This is a genomic window from Aliikangiella sp. G2MR2-5, from assembly GCF_015687155.1.
Taxonomy (GTDB): Bacteria; Pseudomonadota; Gammaproteobacteria; order Enterobacterales; family Kangiellaceae; genus Aliikangiella.
Genome location: NZ_JADPQF010000003.1, coordinates 590082 through 606822, shown reverse-complemented (window position 1 = coordinate 606822; position 16741 = coordinate 590082). Strand labels below are relative to the sequence as shown.

Here is a 16741-nt window from a genome sequence, read left to right as displayed (position 1 = left end):
TTAACGCCAAGTTAACCGGCACAGTAACCTGGAGCGTAGTGTTGCGCAAAAATGCACGAAGTGCATGCGCATAAACGAAGCGGAGGTTACTGTGTCCGCGTTGAACTTTTTGTTATGCATTACTTGCTACCACCGAACAATTTTCCAAATATACCTTTCTTAACTTTTGGGATAGATAAATTGGCATATTCCGGTGCGAGCGCTTTTGAACCGTGCTCTTCAAAGTTAATGCGAATAGTAATGTCATCAGATTTAATAAATTTATAAATCGCTTCAACCTTGCCAAAACCAAACATAGGGTGCTCAACCGCCATTCCAGGACAAACAACACCAACGCCATCTAATTCGAGTGAATCTAGCTCGTTTGCATCTAGCTTGTGACTCATCGATACTCCTTATCTTGATTGTGCATAACGTTCAGCTAACCAGCAACATGCCGGTTGGCGATAAATTTGATCCAAATTTGATGACAACCAAATGAGTTGTCTGGTTCAGCGTCTGGTTAGGCACGCTCTACCTCTACACTATGACTATTCAGCAACTCAGTAAAATCACTAATTTTAATATATCCCTGTTGAGGATTAGGTATGTATAAAAAATGATATTTATCGATATACATAAATATTCCTTCATCTAACAGTACAATTTTACCAATTGAACTCCACTGAATTTTAGTTTCCGAACTTTCCGTATATGCCTTAAATCCATCGTCATCAAATATCACATTCACTGAGTCATTATAAAAAGGCGATACTTTTAATCGTTTCTTTGCATTCGCATAATCAAATTTTGGCCCGAGAATTAGAAGAACAATCAATGATAGAGGTATCAGAGCAAACCATAATGCTCCTGGTTTCATCTCTATCCCTATAGCCACAAAGAACGCCAGCAGTGCAAACATACCTAGAAAAGCAATTAGTTTAAGGAATATTCGAAGTCCTTTTGCTTTATGTATTTCTCTATAGATCCGCAGTGTATCTTCAACATGATTCGTATCATTTTTGAAGTTAATCGAATACATACTAAACTGCCTAACAGCTGATTGTATTCAGTAAATCACATTTTAATTCAAACAACAGTTTAGATTTTACTGAATTATTTAAAGATATCTGATAGTTACTGAACTTGGTTCCAAAGTCAATTCCGGATTAAAGTGACTTTACTGCATTTAAATCCTGACTCACTTTTTAACATTCTTTTAAATCAATAGCTTACACCGCTAAAGCGTCATTAATACAAAAAAGCTTGACAAGCACTACTTGTACAAGTAGATTAATTATCGCGCATCAAGGAGGATGTTACATGACGCAAAAACCTAAATTTATGTGGTTGGTCCGTGAAAGAATAAGGACAATGCAATATTCATATTTTACGGAAAAAAACTATGTTTTCTGGATAAAACGCTTTATTCACTTCCATAAACTCCGTCACCCTAACGATATGTCCTCTGATGAGGTCAATCAATTTCTAACACATCTTGCAGTCGATCGAAAGGTTGCACCATCCACTCAAAACCAAGCATTGTGTGCGCTTGTTTTTCTGTATAAAGAAGTGCTCAAGTGCCCACTTGGGGAGAACACAATTAACGCTGTGCGCTCAAGATTGCATCGGAACCTACCAGTCGTGCTATCCCCATCAGAAGTAAAGCGATTACTCAATTATCTCCACGGAATACCGCTGCTTATGGCAAAATTAATTTATGGAACTGGATTAAGAAAATCAGAGGTCCACCGACTTCGCGTTAAAGACATCGATTTTGAACGTAATCAAGTGATCGTTAAACGCGGTAAAGGTAACAAAGATAGGCTGTTACCTCTGCCCGAAGCTTGTCGCGAAGAGCTACAAAAACAAATCGAGTTTGTTGAGCAGCTACATTTAAAAGATCGAAGAGAAAATATCAATGGTGTTGAAGTGCCTTATGCATTAGAAATAAAAGAACCGAATGCTGGTAAATCTCTCGTGTGGCAGTGGGTATTCCCCAGCTTCCGAATTAGTACAGACCCACGCACGTTAATTATTCGAAGACACCATGTTCATCCTTCTGTGTTTGCCAAGCACGTAAAAAAAGCTGTTGAAAAAGCAGGAATTAATAAGAAAGTGACGGCGCACGTTTTTCGTCATTCTTTTGCCACTCATCTACTAGAATCAGGTGCAGATATAAGAACAGTCCAAGAACTAATGGGTCACTCAGATGTCAGAACGACTCAAATATATACACACGTTCTCAATCGAAACCCATCTGGAACATTAAGCCCTTTAGATAAACTTTAAAATAAGTCGATTGTCCGCTATAGGTAAAAAGTTGCCGAAGGTTTCATTGTTAAATTTTGAGAATTATCTTCAACTTTTAAATACAGGCTAAGGTCCGCTTTAAGATACCTTGAGACCTTTCCAATGTCACTCCTAGAATTTCCACTTTGTTCAGGAGCAGAATTATCATTTGTTGTCAGACACTATAAAACCTGGATTCGGAATTTTTCAGTTCGAGTATGAATCGATACAACTAAATGCTCTGGCCCAAATGCTTTTTAGGTAAGCGAACGACAAACGTACTTCCTACCCCGAGTTCAGAGTCTACACTTATTGTCCCATGATGAAGCTCTACCAATTTTTTTGTAATAGACAGTCCCAACCCTATTCCTCCATGCTTTCGTCTAAGAGAACCATCAACCTGAGAAAAATTATCAAAAATATGAGTGAGCTTTTCTCGCGGAATACCAGGACCAGTATCCGCTACTTCGATTACAACCCAGTCTTCATCACAGCTGATCGTCACTTCTATTTTACCTTGCTCTGTGAACTTAATAGCGTTCCCGACCAGGTTGTGAATAATCTGTTTTATACGCTTCGGATCGGCATTAAGTTTGAGCTCTTCACTTTCAACTATCATCGATAGCTCAACTTCCGCCTTAACATTTAATGACAAGGTCTTAATCTCACTTTTAACCAAAGGTACTAATAAGAACTCTTCATACTCAAGGATAAGCTTGCCGTTATTCAGGCTGGCATCATCGAGAATATCATTAACAAGATCTGCCAGGCGCTTGCCTGAAAAATGAATTAACCCTGCAATCTCCTTATGCTCCTCACTCAGTTCCGAAGAATTTATGAGATACTCAGACAGTCCAACAATACCATTCAACGGCGTTCTAAATTCATGAGATGTATTTGCAAGAAATTCATCTTTAAGACGATTTAACCGACTCAGATTATCAGTTATTTCTTTTTCTCTTTTTAGCTTGGCCTGTTGTTTCCTGACATACAGTGCAGCTAGAGCAATTGCAGTTAGCAAATAAAGTATAATAGCCGTTCTACTTTGCCACCAACGAGGGTGAACCGTTATAAGTAACTGGCGTGGACGATTTGACCATACACCACTATTATTAGATCCCATTAGCTCCAACTGGTACTCTCCGGTTGACAGGTGAGCAAAATTAATTTGTCCGCCACTTTCCAGCTCACTCCACTCATGATTAACAGGAAGCAATCGGTAACGATATCGATTTTTGCTGGGTTGATGGTAATCGGTAGAAAAAAATTCAATTTCAATTTCTCGAAGCTCACTATTAACTTCCAGATGAGTAAAATTCTTTAACGATACAGCAGAAGACATGGACACTCCATCCAACATGATATTACGGATAATAATTGAGGGAACAATCGTATTTTCTTCAATGTTGTCTGGGTTAAAAAATGTTACTCCCGAGACACTACCAAAGTAGATATCTCCTGAATTCGTTCTAATCGAAGCATCGCCATTAAACTCATTAGCAGAAATACCATCTTCTACTTGAAAAATGGTTGTCTGTTGATTATCCGAGGTATATTTCACAAGTCCCAAATTTGTCGAGAGCCATAGATCACTTTCTTTACCCGGCTGAATTGAATAGACCATGTCATTTAAAACACCATTATCAATATCAACCCTTAAAAAGTTTTCATTCACATTTAAAAAATCATGGCTATCCAGCATATTCAATCCAGAAGCCGTTCCAAGCCACAATCGATTGTCTGAGTCTTGATAGATACTTCTAACAACGTTGCTTGATATGCTATTGGGTTTATTCTTTTTATATGTAAATGAAGCAATGAGTTCTAATTTATTATCGAAAGCAAGCAATCCCTGTCCATTAGTCCCAATCCAAAAGCGTCCTTTATCATCATGATAAATTCTGCGAGCGATAGCGGAAGTAAACGCAACATAGTGAGCCGCTTTAGTAGCAGCCTGCTTTTGTTGTTGTGGAGATAAGCGATAGGTTCCTTCGTAGGTTGCAATCCATAAATAGTCCAGATTATCTTTATAGAGATGCAATATTCTGGCATTACTAAAGCGACCGTCCATTTCAGTATGATAAACAGGAGAAAAATTTCCCGTTTCCGGGTAGAACTCAAATAGCTCTCCGTTTGCAAGACCTACCCATAAAGTATCGTTAGCACTCCAGGATAATGTAATTATCTGGTTATTATTTTCAATCGAACGCTGAATTTGATAGGATGTAAAGCCGCCGGTTAAAGGCTCATACTTGTCTAAGCCATTGAGGGTAGCAAACCAGATATTATCATTTTTATCGCTAGTAATATCCCACACAAAGTCGTCACTTAAGCTATTAGAATTATTCACCAAACTTTTCAAGGTTCTGAACTTATTTGTTACTCGACTAAGTTGATTAATTCCAGAGTTTGAGGTTCCTATCCATAATAGTTTAGAGCGATCAAAAAGAAGACTTGATATATCGTTAGAAGACAAGCTGAACGAATTAGACTTATCTTTACTATAACGATAGAAGTGGTCCGTCAAATAATCGTAGCGATGAATACCGCCTGTTTGCTGCGCAATCCATATCTGATTTTTATCATCCAGGACGATATCGTTAATTTTTCCTGCAGCGATAAGATTTTTTTCTTTGCCGTTTTGACCAAAATGCTTTACCGAGTGAGAATTTATATCGTAACGATAAAGTCCTTTACTTGCTGTCCCAATCCAAAGGAATGGCTCATCACTAAGTAGTTTGGTAACCTGCAAGTAACGAATTGATTTGGAACTCTCACTTTCCAAGTTCAAGTAGTAGGCTCTTCTAGTTTTTCGATCGAAATTAACAACCCCTTTAGAGGTCGCCAGCCATACAGTCTCATCATTGTATCGAATATCTGTAACTCCCTGAATACCCGCTATTTGTGCAGACAAGTCCAGAGCAAAAGGTACTAAGCCTCTAAGATTGATACCCACAATACCTTCGTCACTGCCAATCCATAATAGACCAGCATCAACCTCGGCAAAGCTATAAACCTGACCACCAAATCCCTGGTATTCATCGCTATTTACAGCGGCCTTTAGCGTATCGCCTAGCTCCAGTGTATTGCCTGTATACTTGTCGTATCGATATACTTCACCCTCAAATCCACCGAACCATAAATAACCTAATGAGTCTTGAAATATCGATTCATACAAAACGTTCGTAACCGGCCCTGAATCAGTACTTAACTCAAGTTTTCTAAATTGTTCGCCATTGAAATAGTGAATTCCGCCTCTCGTAGCAAACCACATAATGCCTTCATCGTCCTGAAAAATATCATTGATGCTATTTTGAGTTAGTCCTTTAGGATAAATAAGACGGGTAATTTGCAAAGACTCAGCACTGAGACAGAAGATAGAAGTTAAATAGAGAACTGTAGACAAGCGAAAAACGCACTTTACAAGGAGGGTGCTTTTTGTAAGCAATATTTTTAAAGAGAAAGTAGAGATCAACTGCTTTTGCTTTATATTATTTTATTCATTTAATTATAGTGGAACTTGAACTATTTAGTGGTATTACTAGCTTTTTATTCAATCGCGTATAATTTCTTAATAAATATTACTCTAGTACCAGGTATAAATTCGAGCTACCCATTTATTTCAGTATACTTATTACCTACTCGATAAAAACTATTAGCTTTTAAGCGCTGGAGTTACTCTCTCTACGCATTAGGATAAAATCATCATCTTTATCTATAGCTCTAAACCCGTTATCACTATAGAACTGAAAAGCTCGCTGGTTGACTTGAAAGCAACGTAGCTCAATCGCCTTACCTTGGGACTCGCTCTGAATTTGATTCAAAACCGCAGCCCCAATTCCTTTCGATTGGTGTGAAAATTCCAGTACTAACATCACGATATAAACTTTTTCGCCTCTATCTCTAAATTGAACATAACCTACGTGATGGTAATTTTCTTCGATAACAAAAGTACTGTAATTATCGAGCAACACTTTAAAATGGGCTTTTTGCCAGCAATCATTCCACCCTACCTGCTTTTCAACTTGGCACTTCATGGTGGACACATAAGTATCCCATAGATAATGGAAGTCTTTATCTTGATAAGCGATAAGTTTCAATGCGGCCGATTTACCCGAAATAAAATCGAAACTTTAACTCAAACGATTCTAGCAATTAGTTCGCCCACTCATGTAACAATTCTGAATTCGTCTTTGCTGAGCTTCCTTCCGTTGTCTGGCCTGCTCGGAAACTCTTTTGAGGTGCTCTTTACCACCAGGACTATTTATCCAGTCCTCGTCCCTTTTCTGTTTGATGATATCTGAACGTGAACAATCAACATTATTTGCCTTACGACACGCAGTAATGCGTGACTTTATTTCTTTGTCTGATAGTCCTGGACTCTGTGTGTTTGCAGATATTTTTCTACTGAAACTACTTTTATTATTAGATTGTTGGTTTTTCTGAAGGCTTTTTGAGAGCACCGTAGTGGCTTGTTTTACTTTATCCGGATCCCCTTTTACGCTAGAAATGTTTTTCAGCTCAACCTTTTTCGACTCAACCTTTTTTGACTTGTTAGCAGGTTTGTCACTGTAATGTACCCTTCCTTTTTCATCGGTCCATTTGTAAATTTCCCCGCTAATAGCCATCTGGCAGAAAAGCATGCAAAAGACACTCGAGATCAAAGAGTTAGCCACTCCTTTCATACCTTTTTCCTGATTAATTTTCATACATTTAAATAATCCTATAGGATAAATGATGTAATTAAAAGCAGAGCGTAGCTTAAACTGATATTAGCGAGCATTTCCCTCAAGCTTGATTAAACTAGTGCAGAGAGCCAAATAAAAAAGCCGCTAAAAAGCGGCTTTCTTATTTGAGCGGTTAATACTAAATCTCAAATGGATCACGGCGAGTAATGGTCTCTATACGATCAGGTCCGGTTGAAACTATGTCGACCGGGATACCTACTAGCTCTTCGATTTTTGCGATATAGGTTTTTGCATTTTCTGGCAGGTCTTCCCAGGTTTGAACGCCGAAGGTTGATTCTTTCCAACCCGGCATTTCGATATATTGAGGTTCTACTCGAGCAAAACCTTCTGCACCAACAGGCGTAGTGGTTAATTCGCCTTTTTCTGGACACTTATATGAAGTACAGATTTTCACTGTTTCCAGTCCATCCAGAACATCCAGCTTGGTCAGGCAAATACCTGTCACACTGTTTACTTGAATGGCTCGCTTTAGGGCAACTGCATCCAACCATCCACAACGTCTCTGACGACCGGTTGTTGCACCAAACTCATGACCTTTTTCTCCAAGATGTTTACCAATATCGTCAAACAATTCAGTTGGGAATGGTCCACCACCAACACGGGTCGTGTAAGCCTTGGTTATACCCAGAACATAATCAAGATAAAGAGGTCCGAAGCCAGAACCAGTGGCAGTTCCACCGGCAGTAGTATTAGAAGAAGTTACAAACGGAAAGGTACCATGATCGATATCTAACAGTGTTCCCTGAGCACCTTCAAACAAAAGCGACTCATCATTTTCACGCGCTTTATGTAGTGTTTCAGGAATGTCTTCAACCAAATCTCTCAGTAATTCAGCATACTCCAGACACGACTGGTAGGTTGCTTCCAAGCCTATTTCATCTTGCTTATAATAATTCGTTAATACAAAGTTATGGTACTCAAGTACCTCTGTCAGCTTTTCTTTTAAGCGCTCAGGATAGAAGAGGTCATCCACTCTCAGGCCTCGACGAGCAACTTTGTCCTCATAAGCAGGACCAATTCCTCGGCCAGTGGTACCAATTTTCTTGTCACCAGTTTTCGCAGCTTCACGAGCCTGGTCCAATGCAATATGATAGGGCAAAATTAACGTACATGCGCTGCTAATACGAAGTCTTTCACGAACTGGTACACCGTTATCTTCAAGCATTTTCATTTCAGTTGCCAATGCTTCAGGAGACAAGACTACGCCATTGCCAATTAGGCATTTTACATCGTCACGTAAAATACCGGATGGTATCAGGTGAAGCACGGTCTTCTTTCCGTCGATTACCAGGGTATGTCCGGCATTGTGCCCCCCTTGGTATCTCACTACAGCACTAACACGATCGGTTAGTAAGTCGACAATTTTACCTTTACCTTCATCACCCCATTGGGTGCCAAGTACTACGACATTTTTAGACATAACAATAGCTCTTTAACTATCTCTTTTTCAGTTGCCCTGACAGGAAACCGCGCATTTTACTCTTATCAAACGCAAATTTCTGCACTTTTTAGGGATTTTTTAACAATTTTTGTTCATTTAGCGCACAAGATAGAGCAATACCAGCCCACTGAGCATCACCAGCGCGCCAAACCTGCGTAGCTGGCTATCAGGTAACATGCTGATTTTTATAACCATTTCACGCCAGTTTTTGGGTGAAATAAATGGCATCATACCTTCCAGAATCATGGCTATCGCGAAAGCGGCTAGAAAATCTGTCATAACTAAATACTCTTATTTACCAATAAAAAAGGCAGCCATATGGCTGCCTGGAAGTTCGAATACCTTTCAATTATTTGCTTTTCTTACCTTTAGCATCTTTAAAGTACTTAAAGAAATCACTATCAGGCTGAACGACAATAATGTCGCCCTGTTTATTAAACGATGCTTTATAAGCGTCAAGACTGCGCAAAAACGCGTAGAACTCAGGATTCTTGTTATAGGTATTAGCATAAATTTTCGCTGCTTCAGCATCTGCATTACCCTTAACCGTACGCGCATATTCATCTGCATTTGCAAGCGTTCTTAATACTTCAGCATCGGTCTTTGCAATCGTAATATTTGCTTCCTGTTGGCCTTCACTACGAATTTTTACCGCTTGCGCACGACGCTCAGACTTGATTTGCTCATAAACATTAGCCAGTACTCGGGGAGTATAATTCACCTTTTTAACTCTGATATCGACCACTTCCATACCGTACTCAGGGGCTTTGTCTGCTTGATTAACGAAGCTTTTGATTTCGTCCATAAGTTCTTCCCGCTCTCCAGAAACTGCTTGTTCGAGAGTACGATTACCAAATTGGTTGCGCAAACCATTGTCGACATAGTTCTCAAGAAAGTCTTCAGCATTCTTAAAATTGCCATTTGTTCGAATATAGAATTTAGCGAAATCAACAACCTTCCATTGAACATAAGTATCGACTTCCAGAAACTCTTTATTCTGAGTTGTAAAGACATCAGGAGAGCCGTCCATTAATTGAACTCGCTTGTCCAGAATAACGATTGAGTCCACGAAGGGTGCTTTGAAGTGCAAACCCGGATCATTTACAACAGGAATGTTTTCAGAGTCACGTAGAACTTTACCGAAACGGAGCACTAAAGCTTTTTCTGTTTGATCGACAATATAGATAGACTTTGAGCCAACAACTAACAAAAGTAAGGTAATTAATATAGTAAAGAAACCTCGATTACTCATTGTTACCTCCACGCTTATTTTTCATAATCTGATCTAACGGTAGATACAACATGTTGTTATTACCATCCGTATCAATCATCACCTTAGTGGATTTTGACATAACTTCTTCAACCGCATCTATATAAAGTCTAGTTCGAGTAACCTCCGGTGCTGCAGTGTATTGCGGAAGCAACTGCTTAAAACGCGCTACTTCACCATTGGCTTTGGCAAGAATAGTTGCTCTATAGGCATCAGCTTGTTGGCGAGCCTTTTCAGCCTTAGCGATAGCGAGCGGGAGTTTCTCATTTTCATAGGCATCTGCTTCCTGCTTTACTTTTTTAGCGTCCTGCGCCGCCCGGTTTACTTCTTCAAACGCATCGTTCACTTCCCTTGGCGGGCGAACTCTTTCAAGGGTTACTGTTCGTACTGCCAGACCGCTTTTATACCCAGCAAGAACTTGTTCCATTTCATACTTGAGTTCGTTCTGTATACGCTCTTTATCAGTCGTTAATATCGCATCAACGACAGAGTTGCCTACTACCTGCCTTAGTGCAGACTCAGCAGCCTGATTTAGGGTGACTTCAGCATCCGCTAGATTAAATAGATAGTCTTCCGCAGATTCAATCTTGTACTGAATACCAACATCCACTTCAACAATATTGATATCTTTGGTCAACATAACACCTTCGACTTTGGTGCTACGCATTATATCGGTATTAACTTTAATGACCTTTTCGACTCCTCGAGGAACCCAGCCCAAACCGGCTCCAACGGTACGGTCATATTGGCCAAAATGAAGAATAACCCCACGCTCGGCTTCATTAATAGTATAAATACCACTGAATCCCCAAATACCAGCAAGAATAAGTAACCCAGTAATAAAAAAACCTTTGGGTGCACTTTTATTACTTGTACTCCCCCCTTTACCGCCACCAAATATACCAGTGACTTTCTTTAGCATTTCATCCAAATCTGGTGGACCGTCATTTTTATTGCGGTTCCCCCAAGGATCCTTATTACCATTATTATTACCCGGTTCATTCCAAGGCATCTTTTTCTCCAATTAATGATTAATTGTTTACTTGTTAGTTCGACCTAATAACCAACTTTTCTCAAGTAGTCTGCTGGTCTCATTTTATTGAGGCTGGATAAAGGATGCAAATCAATCCTCTCTATCTTCTTCAAGAACACACTTTTCAATATGTCCTTCGGTTTTCCTTACCAATCTTCGCCAGTCAGCCTGACTAATACGAATCTGTAGCTTAAAACTTCCATCATTTTCTACATTTTCCGACTCTATCACGTTCAAGTCGTGTAATTCACTTCTTAAACCCAGGTCGCGAGGTACAATTCGTAAACATAACTGCTGCCACTGTATGTCCAATTGATGACTTATAGTTTGGCATAAGAGCTCCATACCTTCACCAGTTTTCGCTGAAACCCAGACCCGATCTGGTTCATCATCAATCCCCGGCTCAACTTTGGAAACGACTTCTTCCATAGCATCGATTTTATTGTAGACCTCCACGGTCTTTATATCTCGAGCCCCGATAGCTTCGAGTACATCATAAACCTGCTCAATATTGTCGTCTTTTCTTTCATCAGACGCATCAATAACATGTAACAAAATGTCAGCTTGACGGCTTTCCTGCAGGGTTGCTTTAAAGGCAGCAACCAAATCATGAGGAAGATGACGAATAAACCCAACTGTATCGGATAGAATCGCTTGTTGACCAGGTACTAATTCGATATTTCTATGAGTCGGGTCCAGGGTCGCAAACAATTGATCCGCGGCGTATACAGTAGACTCGGTGATACGGTTAAACAAAGTCGACTTGCCGGCATTGGTATATCCCACCAGGGCCACGGTTGGCAAGTTTCCTCGCTTACGCGAACGCCGGCTCTGCTCCCGCTGCTTCTCAACTTTTTCCAGACGCTTGCGAATGGTTTTGATTCTCTCACGCAACAAGCGTCGGTCCGTTTCCAGCTGAGTTTCCCCCGGACCACGAAGACCGATACCACCTTTTTGTCGCTCAAGGTGAGTCCAGCCTCTGATTAAGCGGGTGGATAAATGATTTAGTTGGGCCAACTCGACTTGAAGCTTTCCTTCATGAGTCTGCGCGCGCTGGGCAAATATATCGAGAATTAATCCGGTTCTATCGATCACCCGACACTCGACCAGGCGCTCCAGATTTCGCTCCTGAGCTGGTGACAGTCGATGATTGAACAAGACGACATCGGCTTCTTTGTCTTTAACATGCTGAGCAATTTCCTCAGCTTTACCACTACCAATAAAATAGCGCGGATGTGGCGTTTGCCTGCTGCCTCCAACGATTTCTTTTATTTGCAAACCAGCAGAAATAGCAAGATCGATGAACTCATCTTTATCTTCTTTGTTTTGCGCATCAGGGAAATCAATGTGGACAAGAACGGCGTTTTCTCCGCCTGCGTGTCTTTCAAACAATGGCGTAACTCTTGATTGCTGCCGCAAAATTCGCGGTCAAACTTGGTGAATAAATGATAGACAAAAAGTTAAAACGCCAACCATCATCGATGGCCGGCGTATAGACTGGTATTTGACTTTGATCGTTAAGTAGAATACTCAGGATTAATAATTCCCCTGACTATCGCCACCATTATCGCCACCATGCTCATTTTCACCACCATGTGGTAGCTTAACATTTCGAGCTGGAACGACTGTCGAAATGGCATGTTTATAGACCATTTGACTAACAGTGTTTTTCAACAATACAACAAACTGATCGAAAGACTCGATCTGCCCCTGCAATTTAATACCGTTAACAAGGAAAATTGAAACTGGAACGCGCTCTTTTCGCAACGCATTAAGATAAGGGTCTTGTAAGCTCTGCCCTTTTGACATAACTGTCTCCTTTAAATATTCTTTTTCTGTTGAGACTTAAAACGAGGGTTTGTGAGTCTCTTTGTATAGTTATTGTTCTTGTAAAGCCTGCAGACTGATAGCAATACTTTGACAAAAACGTCCCGTTTTCATGACAAAAAGCGACAAATTCAAAAAATCTACCGCCTCGAAAATAATTTTAGCACCTAATTCCTGCTTTCGCTAAATATGCAAAGGTAATGGTACTAAAACCTTTTCTCTTCCTTAGTGGGGCTAAAATCCAGCAAGTTCAACACCTGTGGAGCAAATATCCCCAATAAAGTTGATATTCTATCGACTTCAAACGATATCGACTACGAAATATTTCATAGAATAACGTAAATCTTACCAAGATCCCCAAATCTTAAAGTCATAATACCTAGTTAGAATATCCTTCGGCAGCCGCCACACAACGGATCACACCATAATCAAATGCTTCCCCCAACAGCTCTCGCGCATCTTTTAAACTTGCGTCGACACTGTTAAGCGCTTGAACGATTAAATGGTAATCATCGGAGTCTAGCGCCAGTGCCTCGGTTGGATCGATTAATCCCGCCTCAATTGCAGTGGACAGGTGAGAATAAATGGTTGACTCAGCAAGCTCTCGCCGTTGACTAATATCTTTCACGCTTAACGACTGTGAAAGTAATATCATCGTTTCATTGACCGTATCCGACAACTGAGGAAATACGCCTTGTGGCAAAGGATGCGCTTTGATAGTGGACAGAAACTCATCACCGTAGAGACTTATTTTTCGACTACCGACTCCACTTATAAATTGCATCTCACTCAAAGTAGAAGGCCTTTTCTCAACCATTTCAATCAGCGTTGCGTCGTGAAAAACGACATAGGGCGGAACACCCTGCTCATCGGCGTAGGCTCGGCGCAACGCCTTCAGTGCTTCAAACAGTGGTAAGTGAATTGAAGAAAGCTTCGCAGCTCTTGAACTCCTCGACTTATTACTCTCCTTTTCCTTCTCTACCGGCTTTCGCGCAGCCAGGGTTGCTTCGCCCTTTAACAATGGACGACAGGACTCGTCCAGTTCAATCGCACCATATCGATCATGATTGACATTAAGTAGACCTTGAGCGATCAATTGGCGAAACAAGCTACGCCACTCAGCAACAGATAGCTCACTGCCTATGGCAAACGTGGATAGCTCATGGTGACCTCTCTCGATTATTTTAGGATCGTCTTTACCTCGCAATATATCCACCAGGTAAGCCACTCCAAAACGTTGGCCGGTTCGATAAACACAGGAAAGAGCCTTTCGCGCTTCCTCGGTTGCATCCCAGGTCTGTGGTGGATTAATGCAGTTGTCACAATTACCACACGCAGAATCCAATGGCTCGCCAAAGTAGCGTAATAGTGTCTGGCGCCGGCAGGAGGTTTGCTCGCAGAGACCGAGGAGTGCTTCCAGTTTCTGACGAGAGACTTGTTTATATTGCTCGTTGGCATCACTTTGCGCCATCATCTGACGCAGGGTAATTACATCCTGTAATCCATAACTCATCCAGGCCGTCGCCGGCTCACCATCTCGACCGGCTCGACCGGTTTCCTGATAGTAGGCTTCGATATTTTTGGGTAGACTCAAATGGGCCACAAAACGAACATCCGGTTTGTCTATGCCCATACCAAAAGCTATAGTCGCGACAATGATGACTCCCGATTCTCGCAAAAAACGGCTCTGATTTTTGGCACGTTCTTCAGCCGAAAGCCCCGCATGATAAGGCAGTGCCACCCTTCCTTTTTGTGATAACCAGGACGCAACCGATTCAACTTTGTTGCGCGACAGGCAATAGACAATTCCCGCATCTTCAGCGTGCTGCGACTGAATAAAGCGCCACAATTGCTCACGCCCGCTCGCCCCTTCCTGAATTTGATAAGTGATGTTAGGGCGATCAAAGCTGCTAACGTGAAGCTCGGCATTATTGAGCTTTAAATGCTCGATGATTTCCTGACGGGTCCGCTGATCCGCAGTTGCAGTCAGGGCAATACGAGGTACCGCAGGAAACTGACTGGCCAAACAGTCAAGCTTTCGATATTCCGGCCGAAAATCATGTCCCCACTGAGACACGCAATGAGCTTCATCGATAGCGAAAAGACAGATGTTCACCTGTTGTAATAAGCCGATAGTCGACGGCATAGTCAGACGTTCCGGCGCGATATACAACAAATCGAGCTGGCCGGAGAGCAACTCTGACTCGATATGGCGGACCTGATGAAAGGAAAGGGTTGAATTGAGAAAGGCCGCTTTAATGCCAAGCTGTTCCAATGCCTCAACCTGATCCTGCATCAGCGCAATTAGTGGAGAAATCACTACCGCGGTACCTTCCAGTACCAATGCCGGCACCTGATAGCACAAAGACTTGCCACCACCGGTCGGCATCAAAGTGAGTACATCCCGGCCATTAATCAGCGCTTCGATGATCGCCTTTTGATTGTGACGGAACTCATCGTAGCCGAATACAGACTTTAAAATTTCGTAGGCTTTATTCATTAAGTTTTGGTAGCCAATTTTGGGAATTAGAACAAGATGTGTGAATTATAAAGTGTTTTTGCTTGAGATCCGATGGGGAATGGCTGATTGCTTTGTCAGATAATAGCTCGATGACTTCGAGTCTGCCTTCAAAATATCAGGACTCTTGAGTGCTTTCCATTTTTACTAAGTCCTTTAAAAGTTGGCTTACGCAAAGCTAACTCAACCTACTAAGGCATTTATCGAGCCTGATGATTAAAAAATAAAACCAGGTTTTGCACAGTTGTCACCTTCCCATAGTAAGGGTTATTTTTATATTCGCTCAAACTTCGACCTGTTCTCTGCGCAACCTCCTCGACTAAATCTAATTCGATGTCGTCTTCATCTAGCTTTAATGTATCAAACAGACTATCGGAAGCTCTAATAGGGACTTTTTGTTTCGTGGGTAATGCTACTTGAAGCTGCTCATAAACTGCACGGATAATCCATGTATCGACAACCTTTGGATCAAACTCTCTGGAAAAATCACAAATTGATAAACCTTTGCGATCTTCACATAAGTTTTGAAAATATTTTTCAATCCCGGGCTGCTCGATTGCAACGCAGAGCATGACTAATACAGCTACCCCTAGCGGAATCAAAAGAAAAACCGGCTGATAGATAAAGACAACTAACACAACTGCGCTCAGAACCAACAGCGCAGGTTTATTTGCCTTTTTTGCATTGTATTCAGGCATAAATCTAGATGCTTTTTTCACACTACACCCTGTAATACGTCAGTGAATTTGAGCACCGATGATTCCTATTATTCGGCGCATTAAGTCAGGTTAAATTAGAATATGCCATGACTCCCATGTAATCAATAACCTTTCACTCCGGGTTATTAGAGCAAACCACTAGACACACCTTACACCTTATTCCACAATACAAGTCATCTACAACAAAAAAACAAAAGAATCAAAGTGACTGAAACGCTACAACTCTCCGCCCAAATCCTTTTTACTTGTCAGCTACTGGCAACTTTTGCAATTTTATTTTTGGTCGCGCTGCTTATCGCCGACTATCATAAAAAAGGCGCAATTGCGGGAACATTTAAAACGATGACTTCACTTTGTCTTCTCGCCTTTTGCGTGATACTCACTTATCAGTCGCAAACTATCTATTCTATCCTGCTGTTGGTCGGAGTATTCTTTGGCGTCATCGGTGACGTCTTTTTGATTTTCAAAAGTAAAAAGAGTTTTCTCGCCGGTATGGCAGCATTTTTAATCGGCCACCTCGCTTATATAACCGCTTTTCTTCAATATGACTATCAAGGATTGGAGTGGCTGGCAGCACTGACTGGTCTATCGTTCGCCATGTATTTTGTTTACAACTGGATCAAAGATTCACTCAGCGGCGTGCTTAAATACGGCGTGATCGCCTATATGTTTGTTATTGCGGTAATGACCGCGCTGGGGCTTTCTTTAAGAATCGACGGACAGTTAACTCTGGTCGCAATGGGCGCGATTCTATTTGCGCTTTCGGATTTTTTTGTCGCCAGTCATCGCTTTAAAACACCAAAATTTAGTGATCGTGTTTTTGGATTGCCACTTTATTACGCTGGACAGTTTGTTCTCGCTGCAACTATCGCAGTAATGCAAACCGGTAGCCCCTGGTTACCGGTTTAATTGAT

15 protein-coding genes are annotated in these 16741 nt (G+C 41.2%); 2 read left to right on the top strand and 13 right to left on the bottom strand.

Features of this window, described 5'->3' with window-relative positions; translation table 11 throughout:
• Positions 1 to 119: 119 nt before the first annotated feature.
• Complete coding sequence (locus tag IYN84_RS13030; protein WP_196139639.1) at positions 120 to 386, bottom strand: hypothetical protein; 267 nt, start codon at positions 384 to 386, stop codon at positions 120 to 122.
• 116 nt (positions 387 to 502) lie between these two features.
• Positions 503 to 1021 carry a YcxB family protein gene (locus tag IYN84_RS13025; protein WP_196139638.1) on the bottom strand — a complete coding sequence of 173 codons (519 nt, stop codon included), beginning with the start codon at positions 1019 to 1021 and terminating at the stop codon, positions 503 to 505.
• A gap of 281 nt (positions 1022 to 1302) precedes the next feature.
• On the opposite strand from IYN84_RS13025, the gene IYN84_RS13020 reads away from it, so the two are divergent.
• Positions 1303 to 2271 (top strand): integron integrase, encoded by a 969-nt coding sequence (locus IYN84_RS13020; RefSeq protein ID WP_196139637.1) that lies wholly within the window; start codon positions 1303 to 1305, stop codon positions 2269 to 2271.
• A 232-nt stretch (positions 2272 to 2503) separates the two neighbouring features.
• On the opposite strand, the gene IYN84_RS13015 is transcribed toward IYN84_RS13020, so the two are convergent.
• From IYN84_RS13015 to IYN84_RS12965, 11 genes are all read right to left on the bottom strand, one after another.
• Complete coding sequence (locus tag IYN84_RS13015; RefSeq protein ID WP_196139636.1) at positions 2504 to 5677, bottom strand: sensor histidine kinase; 3174 nt, start codon at positions 5675 to 5677, stop codon at positions 2504 to 2506.
• A 256-nt stretch (positions 5678 to 5933) separates the two neighbouring features.
• Positions 5934 to 6371: a GNAT family N-acetyltransferase gene (locus IYN84_RS13010; RefSeq protein ID WP_196139635.1), complete on the bottom strand. Its 438-nt coding sequence runs from the start codon at positions 6369 to 6371 to the stop codon at positions 5934 to 5936.
• Between the two features lie 48 nt (positions 6372 to 6419).
• Positions 6420 to 6980: a DUF4124 domain-containing protein gene (locus IYN84_RS13005; RefSeq protein ID WP_196139634.1), complete on the bottom strand. Its 561-nt coding sequence runs from the start codon at positions 6978 to 6980 to the stop codon at positions 6420 to 6422.
• A gap of 157 nt (positions 6981 to 7137) precedes the next feature.
• Positions 7138 to 8439 carry an adenylosuccinate synthase gene (locus tag IYN84_RS13000; protein ID WP_196139633.1) on the bottom strand — a complete coding sequence of 434 codons (1302 nt, stop codon included), beginning with the start codon at positions 8437 to 8439 and terminating at the stop codon, positions 7138 to 7140.
• Between the two features lie 117 nt (positions 8440 to 8556).
• Positions 8557 to 8739, bottom strand: a complete 183-nt coding sequence (locus IYN84_RS12995) for a DUF2065 domain-containing protein (RefSeq protein WP_196139632.1) — start codon at positions 8737 to 8739, stop codon at positions 8557 to 8559.
• Positions 8740 to 8809: 70 nt separating this feature from the next.
• Positions 8810 to 9712 (bottom strand): protease modulator HflC, encoded by a 903-nt coding sequence (gene hflC, locus IYN84_RS12990; protein WP_196139631.1) that lies wholly within the window; start codon positions 9710 to 9712, stop codon positions 8810 to 8812.
• On the bottom strand, positions 9705 to 10742 hold the full coding sequence (gene hflK / locus IYN84_RS12985) for an FtsH protease activity modulator HflK (protein WP_196139630.1): 1038 nt from the start codon (positions 10740 to 10742) through the stop codon (positions 9705 to 9707). Before hflK ends, hflC begins: the two co-directional genes overlap by 8 nt.
• Before the next feature lie 111 nt (positions 10743 to 10853).
• The gene (gene hflX / locus IYN84_RS12980) at positions 10854 to 12155 is read right to left on the bottom strand and encodes a ribosome rescue GTPase HflX (protein ID WP_196139629.1); all 1302 of its coding nucleotides are present in this window, start codon (positions 12153 to 12155) and stop codon (positions 10854 to 10856) included.
• Positions 12156 to 12299: 144 nt separating this feature from the next.
• Entirely contained in the window at positions 12300 to 12572 is a 273-nt protein-coding gene (hfq, locus tag IYN84_RS12975; RefSeq protein ID WP_196139628.1) for an RNA chaperone Hfq, read from the bottom strand.
• A 397-nt stretch (positions 12573 to 12969) separates the two neighbouring features.
• On the bottom strand, positions 12970 to 15090 hold the full coding sequence (recQ, locus tag IYN84_RS12970; RefSeq protein ID WP_196139627.1) for a DNA helicase RecQ: 2121 nt from the start codon (positions 15088 to 15090) through the stop codon (positions 12970 to 12972).
• A 218-nt stretch (positions 15091 to 15308) separates the two neighbouring features.
• Complete coding sequence (locus IYN84_RS12965; RefSeq protein ID WP_196139626.1) at positions 15309 to 15827, bottom strand: hypothetical protein; 519 nt, start codon at positions 15825 to 15827, stop codon at positions 15309 to 15311.
• Positions 15828 to 16031: 204 nt separating this feature from the next.
• Between IYN84_RS12965 and IYN84_RS12960 the strand changes: the two genes are divergently transcribed.
• The gene (locus tag IYN84_RS12960; RefSeq protein WP_196139625.1) at positions 16032 to 16736 is read left to right on the top strand and encodes a lysoplasmalogenase; all 705 of its coding nucleotides are present in this window, start codon (positions 16032 to 16034) and stop codon (positions 16734 to 16736) included.
• Positions 16737 to 16741 lie beyond the last annotated feature (5 nt).